The following is a 22,701-nucleotide window of genomic DNA, read 5'->3' as shown; positions in this document are numbered from 1 at the left end:
GAGGAAAATCCCGGCGGACACTTGGGGGTACACCATGATCAAGCGGATTTTTCTGGGCGTTCTGGCACTCATTGCCATTGCCGTAATTGTTATTATTGCAGCCTTTCTGCGATTTGATATTCCGCGTGAAGAGCTGGTTGCGAAATATGGCAACGACGCCTCGCAGTTCATCGAGTTGCGCTCCGGTGCGGTCGCCCATGTGCGCGATGAAGGCAACCGAGACGGTGACGTGTTGGTGCTGGTCCACGGCTCCAATGCCTCGCTGCACACCTGGGAGCCATGGGTTGCGGCCCTTGGTGATACCTATCGGGTGGTCACGCTCGACATGCCCGCCCACGGCCTGACCGGTGCCACGCCGGAGGCGGATTATTCGCCTGCGGGCATGGCGGCATTCACTCATGAAGTTGTGCGCAAGCTGGGGATTGAAAAGTTCACGCTTGGCGGCAACTCCATGGGCGGCTCGGTTGCGCTCAACTACGCGGTGGCCTACCCGGATGATCTCGAGGGTCTCATTCTGGTGTGCTCCAGCGGCATTGCGCGCGAGGAAACAGAGGCCTCTGAAGGCGACGCAGCGCGATCATTCTCGCTGGTGAATATGCCGGTGGTCAGTCAGGCGCTGCGGTGGCTGACGCCGCGGTTCATTTTTGAAGACGGCCTGCGCGGCGTGTTCGTTGACCAGTCGATTGTGACGGACGCCATGGTGGACCGCTACATCGAGCTCAACGTGATGGAAGGCACCCGCGACGCCACCCGCATCCGCTTCGGCATACAGCGCACGCCGGTGCCTGACGATGTGGTACGCGCGCTTGAGGTGCCGACGCTCGTCATGTGGGGCGACAAAGACCCGCTCATTCCGGTGTCCGTCGGCAGGCGGTTTGATGCGTTGCTGCCCAACTCCACTTTGGTGATCTACGAAAATGTCGGCCACATTCCGATGGAGGAAGTGGCCGAGGTCAGCGCCAGTGATGTTCGCGCGTTTATGGAAGCCACCAAGGTGGCGTCGGCTCCTGCAGCACCGGTCATGCCTGCCTACGAGGCAACCGTGACGTTGGAGGATGACGGGTCGCTGACGGTGGAAGCTACAGAAGATGGTGCGGCTGAAGGTCTCATCGAGGAAATGGCCGAGGACGTCGCCGAATAAGGCAGGCGTTGGCCGTTAACGAACTCAGGTTGGGGGAGATGCGGCTGACGTGTCTTCCCCTTTTGCTTTGTAGAGCCGCTTGCTGAATGGTCAGATCAATGACGAATACCATCCGGGCGTATGTAGATGCGGACCTTGATGCGGTGATGGCCGCCTGGGAAAGCGCTGTTTTGGTCGGACACCCATTCCTGTCCGAAGCGTTCAAGGGCTCCGAACGCTACAACATTCCCAACGTCTATCTTCCGAACACCGAAACCTGGGTGTGTGAGCAGGATGGGAAGGTTGTTGGATTTATTGCCATGATGGTGGGTGAGGATACTACGGAGGTCGGAGCAATCTTTGTCCACTCCCAATCCCACGGGACAGGTGCAGGTCGCATGCTGATGGACAAGGCGCGCGCGCTGTATGGAACGCTCGAACTTGAGGTTTTCAAGGAGAACAAAGTGGGGCGCCGCTTTTACGCGGCCTATGGCTTTGTTCCGATGTCAGAGCGGTTCCACGAGGCGTCAGGCCACATGATGCTGCGGCTTCGCTATCCAGCCAGTTGAGGGCCTGAGTTTTGATGCCAAGGTTCTCTTAACCATCAAAGGTTAGGCTCTGCATGCGCTGGGGGTGCGTTTGATTGCTCTGCTTCATGACTTGCGGCGGCGATATATTCCCCCTATCTTCCGCGCCCGCCGGTGAGGTAACCCCGTTTTTCAAGGGGCCTGCCTCACAATGGTTAAGCCGCTTTAGCTCAGCTGGTAGAGCACGTCATTCGTAATGACGGGGTCAGGTGTTCAAGTCACCTAAGCGGCACCATTCTCTGATTTATGTTTGCAGCCTGCTGCGTTGCGCAAGTAGCTTCCCCGGACGCTTTTTCGTCTGGAAGGCACAGGCAGGCACATGACCCTTGGATTGGCGTTTCTCAAGATCCCCGTGACCAACCTAGCGCGGGCAGTGGACTTCTACTGTCAGGGCTTTGGGCTCACCGCTGACTTTGTGTCCGACGAGTATGGCTGGGCGCAGCTTGGTGGTGCGGATATCGGCCTGGCACTCTATGTGCCCGGCAAGGGGGGCGGTGACGGGGTGCCGGGGCAGGACCGGGATTTTCATCTTGTTGCACTGGACCTTGACGCTTTGCTGGCGCAGGTGCTGCCCCACGCGCCAGATGCCATGATAGCAACCAATGATGATGGGTCGCGCAGCCTTGATGTGACAGACCCTGACGGCAACGGCCTTCGCATCATGGAAGGTGGCTAAGGTGCCGGTTTACACCTGACCGCTGCGCGTTTTGCTCCTATATGTGGACGCAATCTGATTGTTCGTGCCCGAAGGCAGAAGGAAATGCGTCCCATGGGTTTTCTTGATGACATAACCGCCCGCTTCAAATCGTTGGTCGGCAGCGAGGCTGACGAGGCCACGGATGACAGCGACCTTCGCAACGCCATTGCCACGTTGCTGGTACGATCGCTGGTCATTGACGGTGAGGAAACCATCGAAGAAGCCATGAAGCTGGTTGATCTGCTCAAGAGCCAGTTCGATCTGTCGGACCGTGAGGCGGAAGACCTGTTCAACGAGGGCAAGCGCGCCGAGCGCGAGGCGACGGACCTGTTCAAGTTCACCAATGTGGTGACCGAGCAGATGGACCGGGACGGGCGCATCAGCGTGCTTGAAATGATGTTCGAGATCGTGGCGGCAGACGGCAAGGTGGATGTGTTCGAGGAAAACCTGATGACCCGCGCCTCGACCCTGCTGCGCGTGCCTGACTATTATCGCGATACTGTGCGCTCGAAGTTGTTTGCGCTGATGGGCAGATAGGGGGAGGTGATGTCAAAGAGTATTGATGTGGTCGAGGCGTTTGTGGCGGCGTGGAATGCGCGCGACTTCGACAAAGTGCTCAGCTTCTTCGATGAGGCCAGCTTCTATCACAATCTGCCGCTGGCCCCGGTGACCGGAACTGATGCAATTCGCGGTGTGCTGGAGATGTTTTTCAACTCAGCCAGCGACATCGACTGGGTGATGCATGGTATTTCCCAAACACCGTCCGGCACCGTGCTGACGGAGCGGACGGATCGTTTTCTCATCAACGGTAAATGGCTTGAGTTGCCGGTCATGGGCGCATTTGAGATTGACGGTGACATCATCCGCGCGTGGCGGGATTATTTTGACCTCAAGACGTTTGAGGCTGGCATGGCGGCGGTATCTGCCTGACACAAAAAAGCGGGCCGCTTTTTGGGCGGCCCGCCTCTGCTCACCGCAACCGGTAAGCAAACCTACTTCTTTTTGCCTGCGGGCTTTTTAGCCGGCGCTGACGCGGCGGGTTTCGCCTTGCCGGCTGCGGCGGATGGCTTTGCAGACTTCTGCTCGATTTTTGCCATTGAGGCATCCTTTCATCAAGCGTGCTTATATCAAGCGAGAGGGCTTTCATCGGGCGGGTCGCTGTGTGTTCAGCGGACAGGCCTCTTTACAAGCCAAACGGTGAGCGCCTGCTGACGGGCTTGCTGCTTTGGGCCACAACAATTCCCCCGGTGTATTGGCAGGGGCGTTGGGAGGGCATTGGGCTGCGCTGCTCGGCCTCACCTGCAAGAATCATTACTCCAATTTTCAAATAAGAAAATCGGAATCTGATAGTCGCTGAAATAATTTTTACGCTGCGGTGTGTTGTGGCCCCCGCACCAACCCGCCGGGGCGGGCGCCGGTGTCCTCGCCGTTCTGGAAGGTCACCACACCCGACTTGAGTGTGGCGGTGTAGCCGTGCGCTTCCTGCACCAGCCGTCGGCCATTGGCGGGCAGGTCGTGGGCCATATGCGGGGCGGGGATCGCCAGCGTGTCGAGGTCGATGATGTTGAGGTCCGCTTTCAAGCCGGGCTTGATGAGGCCGCGGTCTGAAAAGCCATACAGCAACGCAGTATCACGGGTCTGGCGTTTGACGATGAACTCCAGCGGCAGGCGGTCACCGCGGGTGCGTCCCTTTACCCAGTGGGTGAGCATGAATGTGGGAATCGATGCATCGCAGATGGCCCCGCAATGCGCGCCGCCATCGCCCAGGCCAATGTTTGTGCGCGGGTGCTGCAGCATGGTGTGGATCGGGTCCATGGCACCTGCCGTGTAGTTGAAAAGGGGGAAGTACAGCAAACCCTCGCCACCGTTGGCGCACATGGCGTCGTAGATGATCTGCTCCGGCTTGACGCCCTGCGCGTGCGCGATGGCGGCAACGCTCTGCTCTGGTGCCGGTTCATAGTCGGGGGCGGAACCGTCGCCAGCTTCAAGCACGAACATCTTTTCAAAGGAGCGGGTGACGAACAGGCCAAAGCCGGTCATGTCGGCGGGGGTTTCGTTTATCATCCGTGTGCGGAATTGAGGGTCCGCCACGCGGGTGCGGCGGTCAGCGGGCGACAGCGCTGCAAGCTCGGCCCAGCTTGGAAACGCGATGAACGGGTGCACAGTGCATTCCCAGCCCATGAGAATGCCGGCGGGGCGGCCGGCCACCTGCGCATAGACCGGCAGGTTTTCAGCATTGGTCCTGTCGAGCATACCGAGCATCTTTTTCCACAGGTCGGGGGCCTCGTCGGTTTGTACGAGGTTGAACGTGACGGTGACGCCAAGGTCGCGCGCCATACGCTCCATCCAGCCAAACTCCTTGTCCATGTCCTTGTGGTTAGACGTCATCTGGAATACGCCGTGGCCCGCACGCTTGAGGGCATGGCCGATGCCGAACAGTTCATCTTCCTTGGCGAAGGTGCCGGGCACATATTCGCCGTCGGTGGCCTTGTGCAAAAAGGTGCGCGAGGTGGAGAAGCCAACCGCACCAGCACGCACACCTTCCTCGACGATCTGCGCCATGCGCGCGATGTCGGCGTCCGAGGCTTCCTCGTTTTTGGCGCCGCGCTCGCCCATGACGTAGCCGCGCACGGCGCCGTGGGGCACCTGCGCTGCAATGTCGATGGCGTAGGCATGGCGGTCCAGCGCCTCGAGATATTCAGGAAAGCTCTCCCAGCCCCATGTCAGCCCTTCCGTCATGGCGGCGCCGGGAATGTCCTCCACGCCTTCCATCAGGCCGATGAGCCAGTCGTGTTTGTCGGGTGCTGCGGGTGCAAAGCCGACACCGCAATTTCCCATGACGGCTGTCGTCACGCCGTGCCACGAGGACGGCGCAAGCGCTGTGTCCCACGTGGCCTGCGCATCATAGTGGGTGTGAATATCGACCCAGCCCGGCGTTACCAGCGCGCCGTCAGCGTTGATCTCGCGCGCTGCGGTTCCCGACACGCTACCGACTTCGACAATGGTGTTGCCCTTGATGGCGATGTCGCCGCTGAACGTCTTGTTGCCGGTGCCGTCGGCGATGGCGCCGCCGCGAATGATGAGATCGTGGGCCATGGTGCGTTTCCTGCGTTTTGTCAGCCGTGTTTCGCGGAGGATAACGCGTTGCGCGAGCTGAGTCACAGCAGGTTTGCGGGTGACTAGTCTTCCATCTGCGCGATCCACTCGCGGATCAGGGCGACGCCCTCGTGGTGGATGGTGGTGCGGCCGAGTTCGGGCATCATGATGCCGGGGTCGTCTGAGTCCATCCGGTAGTGGAGAATTGATGTGTCGGGGCTGCCGGGGTCAATGGAGAAGGCGTGACCGCCGGATCCGCGACCTGCTGCGACCGGGCGTTTAAACACGCCATATTGCGATGGGTTGGCGGCGCGGGTGTCCAGGTAGAGGCCCGATGTGTGGGCGGGGCCGTCAGGCGCATGGCAGTGGGCGCAGTTGATGTCCAGATAGGCGCGGGCGCGGGCGTCAACGGGCGCTGACGGATCATCCCAACGGGCAACGCGCGGGGCGTCGTCGGGATTGTCGGGCGTGCCGGTGAGAATGCCGAGTTGTGTCCACCGGGTAAGCTGGTTGGCCGGGCCGTCTGTATACGGATAATCGTGGTTGAGGTGCTTGGCTTCCGGGCCGATGGGGGTCATCTCGCGGTCGCGGCCAAGACCCTTCACGTGGCACGAGCGGCACTGGTTCATGTTGGGCACCAGGTAGCGGATGTTTCGCGAGGTGCCGTTGGTGTCGATCCAGGCAACGTCCAGCTTTGCGCCGAGCGGCTTTAAGTCCGCGTCGGTCATGTCGGCATTCCATACATAGGGGTAGGCCCGCCAGCCGTTTGTTGTGTGGGCCAGCACGCGGGTTTCCAGCAGGCGGATGTCCTCGTCGGGTGCGCGCATGTCGGCAGGGTAGGCGAAGGTTTTTATCAGCGCCGAGCCGACGGGCAGCGCAAACACATCGTCAGGATTGTACGGCGCGCTTTGGCCTTCGGGCACATACACGAAGCGGTATTTTTCCGCGTAGTCGGTGAACAGCGGCGTGATGAGGTCGTAGGGAACAACGCCGGTGGCGGGCTGTTGCGCCGCAGCGTCCGCGAAGAAGCCGAAGCCCGACAGGGCGCGGGGGGCGGTGCCATCGGCAATGGCTGAGATGTTCACCTGCGCGCGTGCGGGGGCGACGCTTGCGATTGCAAGGAGTGCTGCGACGACGTATGTGCGAAGGCTCATCACTATTGCGCCAGTTCTCCGGTTACGGCTGCATCCTGCGGCACCACAACGGCGGGAAGCGGCTCAACACTGCCAGCGTGCTGCGGCAGGTCGCGGTCGGGTGAGTGGAACCAGCTCAAGGTGAAGTACGGGATCACGTCCAGGTCCATGAAGGTGGCGGTGCCGTCGTCGGCAGAGCCTGCGTTCTCCCCGATATAGATGCCGCGATTTTCCGGGATGCCGGCAATGTAATGCCACAGGGGTACATTGCCGTCCCACACAATGTCGGGTACCGGCGTGCCGGATATGGAGGCGATCAGCTCGCCAATGTCATTGTCCGGGCCAAAGCCTGTGTTGCGGAACGTGTTGCCATAGACTGACACACCTTCCGGGTACGGATAATAGCTTTCGTCGGTGTACTCGTTGGGGTAGGCGACAATCAGCACGCCGGTGGTGGCGTTGTCGGCAATCTCGTTGTTGAAAATCTCAACCTTCGCGTTGGCCATCACCATCACGCCTGTGCCCATGGGCACGCCGCCGACGATATTGCCGGGGGGGGCAAAATTGGGGGTGTCGTTGTTCACCACCTTGTTGTTGAACACGCGCACCGAGTGCCCGCCCTGCTGGGGCAGGCCGGGCAGGTCGAAAATCAGAACGCCGCCGGTGTTGCGGGTTGCCACGTTGTCATACACATCAGCGAAGTAGCTGTTTTCAATCTCGATGCCCGCCACGTTGAACTCGGCCAGCGAGTTGCGGACGATAATGTTTTCAGACTGGCCGACATAAATGCCAGCGTCTGACGCACCGCGCGCGATGGCACCGTCAATCAGCACGTTTTTGGAGGCGACCGGGTAAAGTCCGTACGCGCCGTTGAGCGGGTCCGGACCGTTGGTCCATTCCGCGCGCACGCGCAGGAAGGTAATGCCGTCAGCGCCGATGACCTTGATGGCATCGCCCTTGGCGTCCTCGACGGCAAAATCCATCAGGGTGACGCCGGATGATTCAATCAGCAGGCCTTCTGCGCCCGATTCCTGGCCGCGAAACGACAGGATGGTCTGGTCCATGCCCGCACCCTTGATGGTGACGTCGTCCACCGCCAGCGACAGGCCGTCGCTCAACTCGTAGCGCCCGGGGCCAAGGTCAATGACCGCACCGGGCTCGGCCATCAGCAGGGCTTCCTGAATGGCGGTGTAGGCGTCTGTGCCCAGGTTGGTGTTAGCGGGCATGTCCGCCTGCGCGCGCGCCATTGAGGGCACCAGGACCAGTGCTGCGAGGAGCGCTGCGGCTTTCAGCGATGGTCGTGCGGGCTGGGCGGCGTGTGACATGAGGTTCTCCTGCTGTGGGTGGCCCCGGTTTGTTGCGATTTTCGCGTGGGTGGCCATCAATATTTCCTAACGGTAACTCGACACGGGCATATTGAGGCAGGACAATTTGTTGCTCCCCATGAGCGCAGAAGACAGGTCATACAGTGCAGACCGCGCCCTAAAGGGAGGTAAATAGCCGCAAAATGGCGGTTTGAGACTTCATGCTCACCGCGCCCCGACCAGAGGTTGCCGGGAGCCCGGCCACACGACGGGCAGCGCCTGCAAGAGCATGGTTCTGACCGCTCCGGATAGCGGTGGTGTGACGTTTATGCACGCATGGGCGGCGCGAAAAGAGGCAGTTTTGATTCGCGCTGTAGCGGAGTGACGCGATCGCCTAACTGACTGACATTGCGGGTTTATTGCACCGCAGCAAAGGGTGAATCATTATCGTATCGTTAACAAAACTGCTCAAATCGTGGCCAAAAAGCCATACTGCCGACCAATGATGTTATTGGTCCGTCACATTCCGCCACAATCGGGTTGACTCGAAGGGTGCCATCCAGTGGTCTATGCGCGAGGGATGCTGACTGGCCGGGGGGACAGGGCGACAAGCTCGTATAACGAGCGCCTTTTCTCCTCCGACCACGTCAAACGTCTGTAAAGCGAGGATCGAGGAGGATCGCTCAAATGACTACTCGCAATCTGCGATCTGCACTACTCGGCAGTGCCGTTGGTGCAGGACTGCTGATCTCAGGGGGGCAGGCGCATGCGCTTTCCACTGAGCTTGGCGAAGTGAAAATTTTCTTCGACACCACAGTTTCCGTTGGTGTCCAGATGAAAACCAAGGATGCGCGCAAGCAGTTTCTGACTGAGTTCAACGGGGGCAACTTTGACCCGCGTGAGAACAGTACGCGCGGTGTTTCTGTGCTGGCTCCTGCCGGCACGCCGAACATTCTGGGTGCATTCCCGGCAACTGCAACGCCGGTGACGTCAACAGACAACACCGCGTTTTTTGGTCCTGCCGGTACGGCTGTTCCGTTCAACTTTGATGACTCGGCCAACACCGATGACCGTTTCTTGAACTTTGGTGCGGGTGACCTGACGTCAGCCAACATCAAAGCCAACCACGATCTTCAGGTGACGTGGCGCAATTTCACGCTGTTTGCGCGTGCCACCGAGTTCTATGATGCCGTGCTCAACAGCGACGGCTCCTACAACCGCTTCGGCATTGACGACAATAACCGTGAAGAAGTCGGCCGTGATATCCGCCTTCTTGACCTTTATCTGTCGGCAGACTTTGACCTGGCCTCACTGCCGGTCAACTTCCGTGCTGGTAAGCAGGTTATCTCCTGGGGTGAAGGTACCTTCATCTTCAACGGTATCAACGCCTTCAACCCTGTGGACGTCAGCACGTTCCGTCGTCCGGGTGTGGAAATCAAAGAGGGCCTGATTCCGGTCTGGGCCTTGTACGGTTCGGTCGGCCTACCGTTCGATCTGTCCTTGGAAGCGTTTTACCAGCTTGACTGGGAGCCGTTCCAGCTTGATCCCGCAGGTACGCCGTTCGCGGGTTCTGATGTTGCCAATGCCAACTCATCTTTTGGTGGTAACCAGGGCGTTGGTTTCTATTCCGGGTCTATCCGGGGTGGTGCCAACCTTCGTAACTGTGACGCGGCCAACAACCCGACGCTTAACCTCGTTAACTCCGGTCTCGTGACGGCTCTGAGTGCCGGCACTGCTGCGCCGGCCTACGCCACACTCGTGGGCACGGGTTGTACAACAGCGTCTTCGCAGCATTACCTGACCAACCTCCCCACGGATGGTTCGGCCCAGGGCATTCTGCTCAACGGTTATCGTGATGGTGCCGGTGGCATTGTTGATGAGCGCGGTAATCCCCGCACTCTGGAAGGCACGTCGCGCGGTCGTGACATCATGGCCAAGGACTCAGGCCAGTGGGGTGTTGCCCTTCGGTATTATTCCGAAGCGCTCAACTCAACTGAGTTTGGCTTCTATTACATGAACTACCATTCACGTCTGCCTATTGCTCAGGTGAAGCCTGATGGTATCGCCGAGATTGAAACCTCGATCACGGCTCCGGGCTCTGCCGGTACCAACCTTGCTTCCGGCGTTGGTGCGTGTGGTGCCCTTGCAGGTGCTGGTGTGCGTGACTTCGCTGATACTTCCCTGCAGTCTGGCGGGTTCCTCCAGACTATCAACGTCAATGACCCGAACCAGACAGCGGCAGCTTTTGCCCCGACGGCGCGGGCTGTTTACGGTGCTCTTGGTAACGCAACGGCTATTGCTGACCTTGCTTCAATTACAGCAGGTAGCGCTACGATCAACATGCGCCAGGCGGCGCTTATCAAGTGCGCGATTACGCTTGGTACGTCGATTGCGTTTGGTCCGGCTGGTTTGACACCTGATGGTGTTGAAAACATTGCTGTTACGCAGAACCTGTCCACGACGCTCATCTACCCTGAAGACATTGAGATGTGGGGTATGAGCTTCAACACGACCATCGGCGACTGGGGTGTGCAGGGCGAGTTCTCGTTCCGTCCGAACCAGCCTCTGCAGGTGGACACCACGCAGCAGACAATTTCTGCCGCCGGTGCTCAGTGTGTGGGTTCTGTAACCTTTGGTGATCTGCTGCGGACATCCATTTCGCCGCTTTCCACTGAGCCGGGTACGCAGCCCTTGGCCACTGACACGACAGGTTGTAATCCTGCCAACTTCGGCCGTACGCCTACAGCGTTTGTTCGCGAGGAAGTGTTTACCTTCCAGATCGGTACAACCGCGACGTACACTAACTCAAACCCGCTGATCAATTTCCTGGGTGCCGACATCGGTATCCTGGTCACCGAGTTTGGTCTGGTGCACATTCCGGGTGTTCCTGATGAAAGCCCGATCAACCAGACAGTTGGTAATGTGGTTGAGTTCAACCGCCTTGCCGAGCTTTGCCGCTCTGGTACCAACCTGCCGTTGGGTGCGATTCTGTCACTTGACTCACGGACGGGGTGTTCGCCTACGGAAACGTCGTACGGCGGCATTCTGCTGACGCGTCTTGACTACAACAACGCGTTCGGCACGCCGTGGACCCTGTCTCCGCAGATCGTGTACCGCCACGACCTCGAAGGTCTGACACCTGCACCTCTCGGTAACTTTGTCGAAGATCGCAAGTCGGTTGGTCTCAGCCTGACGGCAAACCTCCAGAATGTCTGGACGGTTGGTCTCAGCTACACAGACTTCATGGGTTCTGAAACATACCAGCAGGACCTGGATGACGACTTTGTGTCCCTGACAGCGAGCTATTCGTTCTAAGGTTCACTTGACGCTACAAGACGACAGGCACCGGGCCGTCCTCAGTTGAGGGCGGCCCGGACGCCACACAAAAATCTCGTGGGGAACACGAATGGTTTGAAGGGCGCAGGTGATGCTGCCAACCGGACAAGCCGCACAACGAACTCTTCAGTGGAGGAAGATCTACATGAAAAAAAGTGGTATTCTTGCGGCCACAATGGCAGGGAGCATGGCGCTTGGCGCGTCCGTTGCTCTTGCAGCCGTGCCGCAGGCCCAGGCAGATCGCCTGGGTAATGACCTGAACCCGATGGGTGGCGAAAAGGCCGGCAATGGCGGGGCAATCCCTGCCTGGACCGGTGGTCTGCCAACACCCCCTCCGGGTGTGACGTACAACGCAGGTGATCGTCTGCAGAACCCGTTCTCAGGCGACTCCGTGCAGTACACCGTGACGCCGGCCAATATGGGCCAGTATGACGGTGTGCTGACCGAGGGCTACAAAAAGCTGCTCTCGACATACGACACCTACAAGATGAACGTGTACCAGACACGCCGCTCCTGTGCGTTTCCTGAGTTTGTGTATGAAGCCAACAAGCGCAACGCTGTGGTTTCTGAGCTGACTGGTGGTGGCAACGGTGTCAGCAAAGGCATCATGGGTTCACCCTTCCCGATCATCAATTCCGGTCTGGAAGCGATCTGGAACCACACGCTGCGCTATCGTGCGTTCAAGGTAACACGCCAGTTTACTGCCGCTCCTGTGACAGCGACGGGCGACTACACGCTGCAGACCGTGCAGGATGAAGCCATTCTGCAGTGGTCGGACCCCTCCAAGGGTTCAGCTGAGGAACTCGGCAACATCTCTATCTACTACATTGCCAACACCACGGCTCCGGCACGTGCGGCAGGTAGCGTGATTCTGGTGCACGAGACCCTCAACCGTGCCATTGATGACCGCAAGGCATGGCAGTATTCGCCAGGCACACGCCGCGTGCGTCGTGCTCCGAACATTGCCTATGACAACCCGGGCACCAACTCTGACGGCCTGTCCACCTCTGACTCGTTCGACGGCTACAATGGCGCGCCGGACCGGTTTGACTGGACTGTTCAGGGCAAGAGCGAAAAGCTGATTGCCTACAACACCTATGACGCGGAAACCGCGCCGTATGACCAGTACATCCAGGCCCGTCACCTGAACCAGGACACCATTCGCTACGAGCTTCACCGCGTGTGGACGATCGAAGCGAACCTGCGTTCTGACAACCGCCACATCTACAGCCGTCGCGTGAAGCACCTCAATGAGGATTCATGGCAGCTGTCACAGGCGGAACTTTATGACGGTCGTGGTGAGCTGTGGCGCGTGCAGGAACTGCACACGATCCAGCGCTACAACGTACCGCTGTGCGGTTCAGGCACTGAAGTGGTGTATGACACCGGTAACGGTCGTTACCTGTCACTCGCCATGCAGAACGAAGAGCCTGGCGTGAACTACTTCGCCGATGAGCTTAATCCTGACCGGTACACGCCAGCGGCGATCCGTCAGCTTGGCGTGCGCTAAGTCGCTGTACGCTTAAGGTTCGATCTAACGGCGGGCCGGTCCTCAGTTTCGAGGTCCGGCCCGTTTGTTGCCTGTATCCAACACAGTGTTGTTCCAAGTTTGGTTGTTTCCAGCTCGCTGACGTTCAAACTGGCCGGGCCTTTTTCCGGTGGCGTTAGCCATAGTTCAAGTCTGCACGGACAGGCCTTGTTGGCGTCATGTTTTGGCCTTTTGGAAACCAAACAACGGTGTAGGATGGTAATCGAGATTTACGTCTGCGCGACACGCAGGCATTCACTGGCTAATGCCAATTCCAGCGGGTGATGTCCGCACGCTGCGGCTGATGCCCGACATGCTCCTGATTGAGTGGATGAGTTAGACCCATGAGCACACCTATGAGCACACCCATGAGCAAATTGACCACAGCATTCAAGGGCGGCATTGCCGCGCTGGTTCTTGCCGGCGTTGCGTCCGTGCCTGCCCAGGCAGTGCCAAAGGTTGACCCGGAACAGGCCGCGATGATCCGTGCGCTTGAAACAAAAGGGTATGCAACCGAATCGGCGCTTGCCGCCAAGACACTTCTCGTTTCAGCCGCCGACCTTGGCGAGCGCATTGTTGCAGTCGGCCAGTTCGGCCACGTCGTTCTTTCAGATGATGACGGTGCAACCTGGCGCCAGGCGGAGTCAGTGCCCACACAGGCCCTCCTGACTTCAGTATACTTCGTCAATGATCAGGTCGGCTACGCGGTTGGCCATGACGCGGTCATCATCAAGACTGAAGATGGCGGTGAAAACTGGTTGCTCAAATACAGCGATCCCGAAGCGCAAATGCCGCTGTTTTCAGTGAAGTTCTCCGACGAAGACACAGGCGTTGCGGTGGGCGCATTCTCGACAGCCCTGTCAACAACGGATGGTGGTGAGACATGGAACCTGGCATCTGTCATCCCCGACCCTCCGCCCCCGCTTGAAGGCCTCGAGTATGAGCCGCATCTCAATGCATTGTTTGGAGGCCCTGACGGGTTGATGTTCATTGCCGCCGAGACCGGATTTGTGTTCCGGTCGGCTGACGATGGGGCAAGCTGGGAACCAATCAAGACACCCTATTTCGGGTCTTTCTGGGGTGGCATGACACTTGATGACGGCAACATCCTCATCTTCGGGATGCGCGGCAATGTGTGGCGCTCCGAGGATCAGGGCACAACGTGGACGCAGGTTCAGACCGGCACCAAAAAGTCGTTCGGCGGCGGCATCCAGATGGATGATGGCACCATCATTCTGGCGGGCCTCAATGGCGGCGTCGCCTACAGCACTGATGGCGGCAAAACTTTTGACGTGGTGGATCGTCCTGACCGCAAGGGGTATTCGGCCATAGTTGAAGGCCCCGATGGAACGGTGCTGCTGTTTGGCGAACCTGGTGTGGTTTCGCACCCCGATACGGCAGCTGCCTTCAACAGCGCAAGCTGACGCGCCTGCCCCAGCGCAGACATAGCGTCTGCACTCCAAGATGCCGTGCCGCCGCTTTTGGTTTTCCTGCTTTCCTTTGTTTTCAAGGTTTGCAGCGAACCGAAGGCGGCGGTACGCTTTTGTGAACAGGCAAAACAAGCCGCATACCGGCCGCACAGGGACACCGACAAGAGCTGTGCGTGATTGCAGGGAAGACGATCCAGATGGCAGATCACGGGCCAGGTAGCGGGACAGATCGATTTGATCGCTACACACGCATACGTGCGTCGCGTGCGGACGGCATCCTGACGCTGATGCTTTCCAATCCAAAACTGCGCAATGCCGTTGATGAGCAGATGCATCACGAGCTTGCGCAGATATTTGTTGATGCACAGGAAGACGACGACAGCCGGGTGATCGTGCTGACCGGCGATCCCGATGGCAACGCATTTTGTGCCGGGGGCGATATCGCATGGATGAAGGCGAGCCTTGAGGGCAAAGGCAAGGGGCCGGGGGTCTCTGAAGGTCGCCGCATCGTCACAAGTCTGCTTGATCTGGAAAAGCCGATTGTCGCCGCCATCAACGGGCCTGCTGTGGGGCTGGGTGCGACGATCGCACTGTTTTGCGATGTCATCTTCATGGGCACCACGGCGCAGGTGGCAGATCCGCATGTGCGCGTCGGGCTCGTGGCGGGTGACGGCGGCGCTGTAATCTGGCCGCAACTTGTGGGCTATGCCCGCGCCAAGGAATATCTGATGACCGGAGATGCGGTGCCCGCTGCAGAAGCGGAGCGCATCGGCCTGGTCAATTACGTGGTACCCGACGACGTGTTGCAAGCCGAAGCGCACAAGTTTGCGTCGCGTCTTGCTGCCGGTGCTCCGCAGGCAATCCAGCACACCAAGGCTGCCGTCAACATGGAGCTCAAGCGGCTGGCCGCGACCGTGTTTGACGCATCTTTGGCCTATGAGATGATTTCCTTCACCAAAGATGATCACCGGGAGGCCGTGACAGCGTTTCTTGAAAAGCGCAAACCTGCCTTCACCGGAAATTGAGCGTTTCAGACTGCCGGCACACTGCGGGCTGACAAAAAGGATCACCCCTCATGGCGAGCGATGTTGCCCACACACGTGATATTGGTCCAAAGGCAGATGGTCTGGTCGCGGCCGCCCACGGCTTTGCGGGCGAACTGCGCAGCCGCGCCGCCGAGATAGAAACAGCACGCCGGCTCCCGCAGGATATTGCCGACAGGTTTGCCGCCTCAGGCTTCTATCGCATGGCAGTGCCCGCAAGCCTTGGTGGCCTCGAAGCAAGCCCGCAGCAAATCTCCGGCGTAATCGATGCGCTTGCCCAGGCAGATGGGTCTGCGGCGTGGTGTGTGATGATCGGGTCCACCACCGGCCTGACCGCGGCCTATCTGGAGCCGGATGCGGCAGCGCGCGTTTATGGTGATGATCCCAATACGATCACTGCGGGCGTGTTCGCGCCCATGGGTGTGGCCGAAATCAACGGCAGCACCGCTACAGTCAAAGGCAAGTGGGCGTGGGGGTCGGGCTCGCACAATGCGCAATGGGTTTTTGGCGGCGCACGACTCATGACGGGCGGTGAACCGATCCTGGATGATGCGGGCCGTCCCCGCACCCAGATGTTTGCCATGGCCGCCAACGATCTTACGTTGCACGACAACTGGGATCCGTCAGGACTGGCGGGTAGCGGCAGCAGTGATTTTGAGGCCAGGAATCTGACTGTTCCCATCGGCCACGGGGCTGACATCACCCGTCCGCCATCGCTTGAAAACCCACTCTATGCGTTTCCGGTCTTCGGGCTGCTTGCCGTTGGCATTGCATCCGTTGCAACCGGCCTTGCGCGTCAGGCAATCAACGAGATTATTGAGATTGGTGGCGGGAAGGTGCCCCAGGGCAGTCGCAAGACGCTGGCGCATCGTCCACAGGCGCAAAGTGAGCTGGCGATTGGCGAAGCCGAGTTGCGTGCCGCCAGCGCCTTTCTGGCAGATGCTGTAGGTGCCGCATGGGACGCCGCCGAAACAAATGGTGCCATAAGTGTTGATCAGCGGCGCGATCTTCGGCTGGCTGCGACACACGCGACAACCGCTTCGGCCCGCGTGGTGGACCGGATGTATCTGCTGGGCGGCGGAAGCTCCGTACACAGATCAGCGCCAATTCAGCGCGCATTCCGCGATGTGCATGTGGCCACGCAACACATGATGACGGCTCCCGCCACCTGGGAGTTGACCGGCCGTTTGTTGTTCGGGCTGGAGACAGACACAACCACGCTTTAGGCGTGTACTGTCCTGACATCTGCATTTGCACATAAGGAGCATGGCCATGGATGGCTTGCAATTCACATCCATTGAGCGCCGCGGGCCGGTTGCCATTGTCCGGCTTGATCGTGGTGACGGGCTGAACGCCCTGTCCCGCGCGGCCATGCGCGAACTCACTCACATTGCGCATGAGTTCCGGGATGATATTGAAACCCATGTAATTGTCCTTACCGGAACCGACAAAATATTCAGCGCCGGCGCAGACCTCAAGGATCCGGAGATGGCCAGCGGCAGTGCGGGTGGCCTGATGGCGCGCCGCCATGCGCTGCGGGTGGGGCCTGACATGTGCGACGCATGGGAAGACCTTGAGCAGCTTACGATCTGCGCGATTGAAGGCCACTGTATTGGCGGCGGGGTGGCGCTGGTTGGCGCGTGCGATATTCGAATTGCGGGTGCATCGGCCTCTTTCCGTTTGCCGGAAATTCCGCTGGGCATGAACATGAGCTGGCACTCCAACCCGCGTCTGGTGAACCTGATGGGCCCGGCGCGCACAAAGCTGTTTGTCATTCTGGGCGAGGCGCTCAAGGCAGCCGATGCGCTGGACTGGGGACTGGTCGAGGAGGTGGTTGACCAGGGTACGGCACTTGACGCAGCCCTTGATCTCGCAGGACGCGCAGCGGCTGTTCCGCCAGTGCCGTTGCGCATGTCGAAGCAATCCATCGAGATGGCCGCCAAGGCGTTGAACCCTGTTTCAACCTATATGGACCGCGACCAGTTTGCGCTGGCGGCCACCGGCAAAGATCAGCGCGAGGCGATTACGGCTTTCCTTGAAAAGCGCGCACCCAATTTCACCGGCGAATAGACCCGCCGCACACATTCAAAAAGAGGAATACGATAATGCCAGGACGTGTTGACGGGAAAATGGCGATGGTGACAGGCGGTGCGTCAGGGCTTGGCGCGGCAACGTCGCGGCTGCTGGTTGCTGAAGGCGCAAAGGTGGTTGTCGCCGACATCAACCTTGCCGGGGCACAGGACGTGGCGGCACAGATCAATGCTGATTTCCCTGATGCGGCCAAAGCCATTGAGCTTGATGTCACGTCTGAAAGTGGCTGGCAGGCAGCGCTTGAAGAGGCCGTGGCGTTCATGGGTGGGCTCAACATTCTGGTCAACAATGCGGGCATTGGTGGCTCGGCCCCTGTTGAAGACGAGACGTTTGAGAACTGGAAAAAGATCCAGTCGGTTGATCTCGACAGTGTTTTTCTGGGCTGCAAATATGCGCTTGGTCACATGAAGGCGCATCAGCCGGGCGCTATCGTCAACATTTCATCGATTGCCGGATTGATTGCCGGGCACAACATGGGTGCTTACAACGCGGCCAAGGCGGGCGTCTGGCTGTTCTCGAAGTCTGTGGCGCTGCATTGCGCAAAGCGCGGCTATGACATTCGCTCCAACTCGGTGCATCCGACATTCATCCGCACGCCGATCCTTGAAGGTCTGTTTTCGCGCGGCATGGATGTGGAAGAGAAGCTGGCTAAGCAGGTGCCGCTGGGGCGCATCGGTGAGCCAAACGACGTGGCCTATGCCGTGCTCTATCTGGCCAGCGATGAGAGCCGATTTGTAACAGGCTCTGAAATCAAGGTAGATGGCGGCATTTCAGCCATGTAGGCGGTGCGTGTGTGCCAATGCCGCACGCCCGTTAAGACCGCATTAGGTTTCGTGCGTGGTTTGTCGTGCGTCGTGGCATGCGCGGCGATACGTTTACAACCATAATGATTGGATCATTGACCAGTGCAGCAGAAGGCTTGCGGTCAACCCGCGTTGGAGTGGGGAGGGCGGCAAGTGACGTTGTGCGCGCTGCTCAAACTGCGGCGTCGGCCTATCAGCAAACAGTAAGCCGCAGCGCTGCCCCGGCGCCGCGCTATACGCCACCAGCTTTAGCTGCGGGAAATGTTGCAGGCGCGCAGGGCCCTGATCTCACAACGGCAGCCGTCAACCTGACGCGGGCCGAGTTCGCTTACAAGGCAACGGCGGCCGCCTTCAGGGCACAAGCCGAGGTGACGGAAACGCTGCTGGACACGCTTGTCTAGGCGTTAGCTGCCTGCATCTCCTTTACATCCGCAATCAGACGGAACTCGGAAAAATCCGGGTCATGCATGTCGTCGAGATAGCGATGTGGCGGGTAGGGGTAGAGGTTGGGGTTGCCGGATTTGTCGAAATACCAGCTTGTGCAGCCGCCTGATGCCCACACGGTATTGGGCATTTGCTTGCCCATATCTTCGTTGTAGTGCTGGTAGGCATCCTGCCTGGCAGACACAGCCTCGAGTCTGTCGTCACGCATTTTGTTCAGCATGCTGATGATGTAATCCACCTGATATTCCGAGATGGTAATCAGCGACAGGTTACCGACCGGTCCGGTGGGGCCTTCCAGCATCCAGAAGTTGGGGAAGCCCGGCATGGCTACCGCACGGTGGGCGCGCGGTGAGCCGTCCCATGCTTCGCCCAGATCCTGCCCGTTTTCGCCGGTGACTTTGGTGGGCAGAATGAACGCTGCCGCATCAAAGCCGGTGGCGAGAATGAGGACGTCCAGCTCATGGAGTTTGCCGTCAACGGTCTCAATGCCGGTTGGCGTAATGCGGGTAATGCCTTCCGTGATGAGGTTGGCATTGTCGCGCGAGATGGCGGGATAAAAATCGGAGCAGAAGATCAGGCGTTTGCAGGCTGCCTGATAGTCCGGTGTGAGCTTGGCGCGCAGTTCCGGGTCTGCCACAGCCTCTTCAAGGTGTTTTGTGCAGGCTTCCTGAATGTCTGCGAGTTTCTTTTGGTCGCCGGTGGTCGCCGCGCCAAAGTTCTTGGACATGGCCTTGAAGTAGAAATTGTAAGTGAGTTTTTGCAGCGCGGGAAACGTGCGCAGCAGCCACTTCCAGCCGGTGGCATATTCCTTTTGTGGCAGTGGGATCATCCATTGCGGGGTGCGCTGAAACACGTTCATGGTTCCCACCTTGTGGGTGATCGCGCCAATGATCTGGGCGGCCGTTGAGCCGGTGCCGATGATGCCGACCTTGCGGCCTTCCAGTTTCACGCCGTGGTCCCAGCGGGCGGTATGAAACATGTCGCCCTCAAATGTGTCGAGGCCGTCAATGTTGGGGAAAGCTGGTTTGTGCAGCACGCCGGTGGCTGAGATCACCACGTCATAGTGCTCCACGGTTCCATCACCCGTTGTCAGTCGCCATTGGGGGCCTTCATAGGTGAGGTCGGCGACGGGGGTGTTGAACTTCACGATGTCGGTGACGCCGAACTTGTTTGCCGTGTCCTCCATATAGGCCTGGATTTCGGGGCCATATGAAAAACGGTGCGACCAGTCGGGATTGAGGTTGAACGAAAAGGAATACCAGCGTGACGGCACATCGCATGAAAGGCCGGGATACTGGTTTTCGCGCCATGTGCCGCCCACTTTGCCGGTCTTTTCATAGACCGTGAGGTCGGTGTAGCCCGCCTGCCGCAGCTTCACGACAGCGGAAATGCCCGACATGCCCGCGCCGATGATCGCCACGCGCGGTTGCGTGCCTGCCTTGGCCCAGGGCGCGCGCGCGCCGCCGGCAATGTTGTTTGCGTGCATGTTCATGTGCGTATCTCTCCCGGTCTTCGCTCTTTGATTAAGCGTTCTGTGGGCAGCATGATGTGCTATTGACGCCTTGTCAATAAGGGGTGAATAGCAGTAGCCTTGGCGCATGAATGCAAAGCCCCAGCGCATCCGCCGGACACCGGAAATGGCGCGCGACGAAATCATTGATGCGACTGAAAAAGCGCTGGCCGACGTTGAGTTCGGCGCGTTGACGGTGGATGCTGTGATGCGCCACACCGGCATGACGCGCTCGTCGTTCTATCACTACTTCAAAAGCGTCGATGAACTGGCGTTGGGCTTTCTGGATCGGCTGGAGCAGGCCATCCGCGAGCCGGTAGATGCGTGGCTCAATGGCAGGGGCAGTGATGATTATCAGGCCGACACCCACACCCATCTCACCGCCATGTTCATTTCCATGGAGCCGCACCGCACCGCAATGCTGGCCCTGGTGCGCGCCAGCAACAACAACGCTCAGGTGTATGACGCTTGGCGCGCGCGGGTGATCGACGATTTCATCACCCTCACAGCGCGCTTCATCCGTCAGCAGGTGATGCTGGGCCGCTCTCAGGTCGCAGACCCGGACCGCACCGCCCGCGCGCTGATTTTGATGAACAACGCCTTGTCGAACGACAATCTGTTGCGGGAAAAACCAGACGACCCGGCAGCGATTGGCAAGACGTCGGCGGATATCTGGAACGCCGCAATTTATGGAGCGTAGGCTTTTTTGAGGGGGGGCCTAGAGCATCGGGCCCTGCACGGCACTCGCTCCCTCAAGCCGCAACAAAAACTTTTTGGCGTCCATACCACCCCCAAAGCCCGTCAGTGCGCCGGTTGAGCCGATGACGCGGTGGCAGGGGAGGATGATGGGCAAGGGGTTGGCACCGTTGGCGGCACCGACGGCGCGGCTGGCTTTGGGGCGGCCGGCGCGTTTCGCCATCTCGCCATAGGTCGCCGTTTCGCCGTAGGGAATGGTGGCGAGGTTTTTCCAGATCAGGTTTTGAAAGTCCGTGCCCTGAAGTGTCAGCGGTATATCGAACGTGGTGAGGTCGCCAGCGAAATAGGCGTCCAGTTGTTGCTTCACGGGGCGAAACACCGCGGCATCTTCCCGCCAGTGGCTGGCTTGGGACACTTTCTTGTTGCCGGTGGGAAAGCTGATGAGGTGCAGGTGTTCGCCGTCACCGGCCACCAGCAAATCACCCAGCGGACTTGGAATGTAGGTGTAACGCAGATCACGCTTTAGAATATGCATGGGCGCATAATATGCCACCCGTCCCGGCAGCGCTCGCCAATTTCGGACCTGATATTTGCGCGCTGCGGCCAACGCATATGGCAGCGTGATTTCTCAAGGCCATGCTGTAAAGTAACGCCCGAACAAAGATGTTTTTCGGGAGTGAGCCACCATGGATATGAGTTTCAGCGCGGACCTTGATCCGTTCCGCAACGAAGTGCGCAGCTTTTTTGCCAATGACTATCCGCAGGACATTCTGGAAAAAGTCCGCGCCGGGCATTCGCTGACGACGCCTGAAGTGCGGCGCGCTGAAATGGCGCTGGGCGCTAAAGGCTGGCTGGCGTCTGCATGGCCTAGGGAGTTTGGCGGGCCGGGCTGGTCAATCGAGGAACAGTATATTTTTGACGAAGAGCTTGAGCGCGCCGGTGCGCCCACCGTAACGCCGATGGGGGTGATTTATGTGGGGCCGGTCATTTTCAATTTCGGCAGTGATGCCCAAAAGGAAAAATGGCTGGGGCCGACGCGCCGCGGCGAAATGGGGTGGGCGCAGGGATACAGCGAGCCCGGTTCGGGGTCTGATCTGGCGTCGTTGCAGTTTTCAGCCAAGCGCGAGGGCGATGAGTTTGTGCTCAACGGCACAAAAATCTGGACCTCGGCGGCGCAGCACGCTGACTGGATTTTTCTGCTGGCGCGCACGTCCAAAGGCGAGCGCAAGCAACAGGGCATCAGCTTTGTGTGTTGCGAAATGGACCGCGACGGCGTGACGCTGGTGCCGATCATCGGCATCGACGGCAAGCACTATCTCAATCAGGTGATATTTGAAGATGTGCGGGTGCCGGTTGATTACATGATTGGCGAGGAAGGCAAGGGCTGGGAATACTCCACCTACCTTCTGGGCAATGAGCGCACGTCGTATGCGCGTATCGGTGCCAAGCGTAAAATGCTGTCTGACCTCAAGGACATTGCGCGCGCTGCCCCCATGGGTGGCAACGCGGCGCTGTATGATGACGAAGTGTTCCGGCACAAGGTGGCGGATACGGAAATGCGCGTGGATGGGCTGGAAACAACCGTGCTGCGCATTTTGTCGTCTGTTGCCGAGGGCGGCTCGCCAGGCAACGAGGCCTCAACGGTGAAGATACTGGCGACGGAAACCCATCAGCGGATCACCGAACTGATGGTGGAAGCGTGTGGGCGCGCGGCACAGATCGGCAGTCCGGACTGTTCATCGCCGGAGTGGGCAACGGATGCGCTGACAAGCTATGCGCCACCGTCTGTCTCAGCCTACTTCGCAGGGCGCGCGCAGTCGATTTACGGCGGCACCAACGAGATTCAAAAGAACATCATCGCCAAGCGGGTGTTGGGGCTTTAG

At 59.2% G+C, this 22,701-nt stretch carries 20 protein-coding genes and 1 tRNA gene; 16 read left to right on the top strand and 5 right to left on the bottom strand.

The genetic code is table 11. The features are described from left to right. Positions 1 to 34: 34 nt before the first annotated feature. From RIB87_RS05790 to RIB87_RS05765, 6 genes are all read left to right on the top strand, one after another. Positions 35 to 1,141: an alpha/beta fold hydrolase gene (locus RIB87_RS05790; protein ID WP_350144471.1), complete on the top strand. Its 1,107-nt coding sequence runs from the start codon at positions 35 to 37 to the stop codon at positions 1,139 to 1,141. Positions 1,142 to 1,239: 98 nt separating this feature from the next. Beyond that, entirely contained in the window at positions 1,240 to 1,689 is a 450-nt protein-coding gene (locus RIB87_RS05785) for a GNAT family N-acetyltransferase (protein ID WP_350144469.1), read from the top strand. Positions 1,690 to 1,866: 177 nt separating this feature from the next. Then, positions 1,867 to 1,942: transfer RNA gene (locus RIB87_RS05780), tRNA-Thr, on the top strand. A gap of 84 nt (positions 1,943 to 2,026) precedes the next feature. Next, complete coding sequence (locus tag RIB87_RS05775) at positions 2,027 to 2,383, top strand: VOC family protein (RefSeq protein WP_350144467.1); 357 nt, start codon at positions 2,027 to 2,029, stop codon at positions 2,381 to 2,383. Positions 2,384 to 2,476: 93 nt separating this feature from the next. After that, positions 2,477 to 2,941: a tellurite resistance TerB family protein gene (locus RIB87_RS05770; protein ID WP_350144465.1), complete on the top strand. Its 465-nt coding sequence runs from the start codon at positions 2,477 to 2,479 to the stop codon at positions 2,939 to 2,941. Between the two features lie 9 nt (positions 2,942 to 2,950). Further along, positions 2,951 to 3,334 (top strand): limonene-1,2-epoxide hydrolase family protein, encoded by a 384-nt coding sequence (locus RIB87_RS05765; protein ID WP_350144463.1) that lies wholly within the window; start codon positions 2,951 to 2,953, stop codon positions 3,332 to 3,334. 435 nt (positions 3,335 to 3,769) lie between these two features. On the opposite strand, the gene RIB87_RS05760 is transcribed toward RIB87_RS05765, so the two are convergent. The 3 genes from RIB87_RS05760 to RIB87_RS05750 all read right to left on the bottom strand — a co-directional run bounded on the left by RIB87_RS05760 (position 3,770) and on the right by RIB87_RS05750 (position 7,958). Next, positions 3,770 to 5,500, bottom strand: a complete 1,731-nt coding sequence (locus tag RIB87_RS05760) for an N-acyl-D-amino-acid deacylase family protein (RefSeq protein WP_350144461.1) — start codon at positions 5,498 to 5,500, stop codon at positions 3,770 to 3,772. Between the two features lie 83 nt (positions 5,501 to 5,583). Next, the gene (locus tag RIB87_RS05755; RefSeq protein WP_350144459.1) at positions 5,584 to 6,654 is read right to left on the bottom strand and encodes an SO2930 family diheme c-type cytochrome; all 1,071 of its coding nucleotides are present in this window, start codon (positions 6,652 to 6,654) and stop codon (positions 5,584 to 5,586) included. Between the two features lie 2 nt (positions 6,655 to 6,656). Further along, positions 6,657 to 7,958, bottom strand: a complete 1,302-nt coding sequence (locus RIB87_RS05750) for a parallel beta-helix domain-containing protein (protein ID WP_350144456.1) — start codon at positions 7,956 to 7,958, stop codon at positions 6,657 to 6,659. Positions 7,959 to 8,624: 666 nt separating this feature from the next. Between RIB87_RS05750 and RIB87_RS05745 the strand changes: the two genes are divergently transcribed. The 8 genes from RIB87_RS05745 to RIB87_RS05710 all read left to right on the top strand — a co-directional run bounded on the left by RIB87_RS05745 (position 8,625) and on the right by RIB87_RS05710 (position 18,569). Then, positions 8,625 to 11,252 carry a DUF1302 domain-containing protein gene (locus RIB87_RS05745; protein WP_350144454.1) on the top strand — a complete coding sequence of 876 codons (2,628 nt, stop codon included), beginning with the start codon at positions 8,625 to 8,627 and terminating at the stop codon, positions 11,250 to 11,252. Positions 11,253 to 11,418: 166 nt separating this feature from the next. Beyond that, positions 11,419 to 12,783, top strand: a complete 1,365-nt coding sequence (locus tag RIB87_RS05740) for a DUF1329 domain-containing protein (RefSeq protein ID WP_350144452.1) — start codon at positions 11,419 to 11,421, stop codon at positions 12,781 to 12,783. 386 nt (positions 12,784 to 13,169) lie between these two features. After that, the gene (locus RIB87_RS05735; RefSeq protein ID WP_350144450.1) at positions 13,170 to 14,225 is read left to right on the top strand and encodes a WD40/YVTN/BNR-like repeat-containing protein; all 1,056 of its coding nucleotides are present in this window, start codon (positions 13,170 to 13,172) and stop codon (positions 14,223 to 14,225) included. 179 nt (positions 14,226 to 14,404) lie between these two features. Then, entirely contained in the window at positions 14,405 to 15,256 is an 852-nt protein-coding gene (locus RIB87_RS05730) for an enoyl-CoA hydratase/isomerase family protein (protein WP_350144448.1), read from the top strand. Between the two features lie 50 nt (positions 15,257 to 15,306). Continuing rightward, positions 15,307 to 16,500, top strand: coding sequence for an acyl-CoA dehydrogenase family protein (locus tag RIB87_RS05725; protein WP_350144446.1), 1,194 nt, complete (start codon positions 15,307 to 15,309; stop codon positions 16,498 to 16,500). Between the two features lie 46 nt (positions 16,501 to 16,546). Further along, positions 16,547 to 17,344, top strand: coding sequence for an enoyl-CoA hydratase/isomerase family protein (locus tag RIB87_RS05720; protein ID WP_350144444.1), 798 nt, complete (start codon positions 16,547 to 16,549; stop codon positions 17,342 to 17,344). Positions 17,345 to 17,379: 35 nt separating this feature from the next. Further along, positions 17,380 to 18,147 (top strand): SDR family oxidoreductase, encoded by a 768-nt coding sequence (locus RIB87_RS05715; RefSeq protein WP_350144442.1) that lies wholly within the window; start codon positions 17,380 to 17,382, stop codon positions 18,145 to 18,147. A gap of 116 nt (positions 18,148 to 18,263) precedes the next feature. Further along, positions 18,264 to 18,569, top strand: a complete 306-nt coding sequence (locus RIB87_RS05710; protein ID WP_350144440.1) for a hypothetical protein — start codon at positions 18,264 to 18,266, stop codon at positions 18,567 to 18,569. Here the strand turns inward: RIB87_RS05710 and RIB87_RS05705 are convergent. Next, entirely contained in the window at positions 18,566 to 20,104 is a 1,539-nt protein-coding gene (locus RIB87_RS05705) for a flavin-containing monooxygenase (RefSeq protein WP_350144438.1), read from the bottom strand. The two genes, RIB87_RS05710 and RIB87_RS05705, sit on opposite strands and share 4 nt — an antisense overlap. Before the next feature lie 106 nt (positions 20,105 to 20,210). Between RIB87_RS05705 and RIB87_RS05700 the strand changes: the two genes are divergently transcribed. Beyond that, positions 20,211 to 20,822, top strand: coding sequence for a TetR/AcrR family transcriptional regulator (locus tag RIB87_RS05700; RefSeq protein ID WP_350144436.1), 612 nt, complete (start codon positions 20,211 to 20,213; stop codon positions 20,820 to 20,822). An 18-nt stretch (positions 20,823 to 20,840) separates the two neighbouring features. Here the strand turns inward: RIB87_RS05700 and RIB87_RS05695 are convergent, their stop codons facing one another. Further along, entirely contained in the window at positions 20,841 to 21,353 is a 513-nt protein-coding gene (locus RIB87_RS05695) for a methylated-DNA--[protein]-cysteine S-methyltransferase (protein ID WP_350144434.1), read from the bottom strand. A gap of 151 nt (positions 21,354 to 21,504) precedes the next feature. On the opposite strand from RIB87_RS05695, the gene RIB87_RS05690 reads away from it, so the two are divergent. Continuing rightward, on the top strand, positions 21,505 to 22,701 hold the full coding sequence (locus RIB87_RS05690) for an acyl-CoA dehydrogenase family protein (protein WP_350144432.1): 1,197 nt from the start codon (positions 21,505 to 21,507) through the stop codon (positions 22,699 to 22,701).

Source organism: Pyruvatibacter sp., from assembly GCF_040219635.1.
Classification (GTDB): domain Bacteria; phylum Pseudomonadota; class Alphaproteobacteria; order CGMCC-115125; family CGMCC-115125; genus Pyruvatibacter.
Note: the sequence above shows the minus strand (reverse complement) of the source record. Positions and strands in the feature narration are given on the sequence as shown.

Coding starts and splice junctions, on each gene's coding strand:
- RIB87_RS05790 (WP_350144471.1), top strand. CDS start 35: ATGATCAAGCGGATTTTTCTGGGCGTTCTGGCACTCATTGCCATTGCC.
- RIB87_RS05785 (WP_350144469.1), top strand. CDS start 1,240: ATGACGAATACCATCCGGGCGTATGTAGATGCGGACCTTGATGCGGTG.
- RIB87_RS05775 (WP_350144467.1), top strand. CDS start 2,027: ATGACCCTTGGATTGGCGTTTCTCAAGATCCCCGTGACCAACCTAGCG.
- RIB87_RS05770 (WP_350144465.1), top strand. CDS start 2,477: ATGGGTTTTCTTGATGACATAACCGCCCGCTTCAAATCGTTGGTCGGC.
- RIB87_RS05765 (WP_350144463.1), top strand. CDS start 2,951: ATGTCAAAGAGTATTGATGTGGTCGAGGCGTTTGTGGCGGCGTGGAAT.
- RIB87_RS05760 (WP_350144461.1), bottom strand. CDS start 5,500: ATGGCCCACGATCTCATCATTCGCGGCGGCGCCATCGCCGACGGCACC.
- RIB87_RS05755 (WP_350144459.1), bottom strand. CDS start 6,654: ATGAGCCTTCGCACATACGTCGTCGCAGCACTCCTTGCAATCGCAAGC.
- RIB87_RS05750 (WP_350144456.1), bottom strand. CDS start 7,958: ATGTCACACGCCGCCCAGCCCGCACGACCATCGCTGAAAGCCGCAGCG.
- RIB87_RS05745 (WP_350144454.1), top strand. CDS start 8,625: ATGACTACTCGCAATCTGCGATCTGCACTACTCGGCAGTGCCGTTGGT.
- RIB87_RS05740 (WP_350144452.1), top strand. CDS start 11,419: ATGAAAAAAAGTGGTATTCTTGCGGCCACAATGGCAGGGAGCATGGCG.
- RIB87_RS05735 (WP_350144450.1), top strand. CDS start 13,170: ATGAGCAAATTGACCACAGCATTCAAGGGCGGCATTGCCGCGCTGGTT.
- RIB87_RS05725 (WP_350144446.1), top strand. CDS start 15,307: ATGGCGAGCGATGTTGCCCACACACGTGATATTGGTCCAAAGGCAGAT.
- RIB87_RS05720 (WP_350144444.1), top strand. CDS start 16,547: ATGGATGGCTTGCAATTCACATCCATTGAGCGCCGCGGGCCGGTTGCC.
- RIB87_RS05715 (WP_350144442.1), top strand. CDS start 17,380: ATGCCAGGACGTGTTGACGGGAAAATGGCGATGGTGACAGGCGGTGCG.
- RIB87_RS05705 (WP_350144438.1), bottom strand. CDS start 20,104: ATGAACATGCACGCAAACAACATTGCCGGCGGCGCGCGCGCGCCCTGG.
- RIB87_RS05700 (WP_350144436.1), top strand. CDS start 20,211: ATGAATGCAAAGCCCCAGCGCATCCGCCGGACACCGGAAATGGCGCGC.
- RIB87_RS05695 (WP_350144434.1), bottom strand. CDS start 21,353: ATGCATATTCTAAAGCGTGATCTGCGTTACACCTACATTCCAAGTCCG.
- RIB87_RS05690 (WP_350144432.1), top strand. CDS start 21,505: ATGGATATGAGTTTCAGCGCGGACCTTGATCCGTTCCGCAACGAAGTG.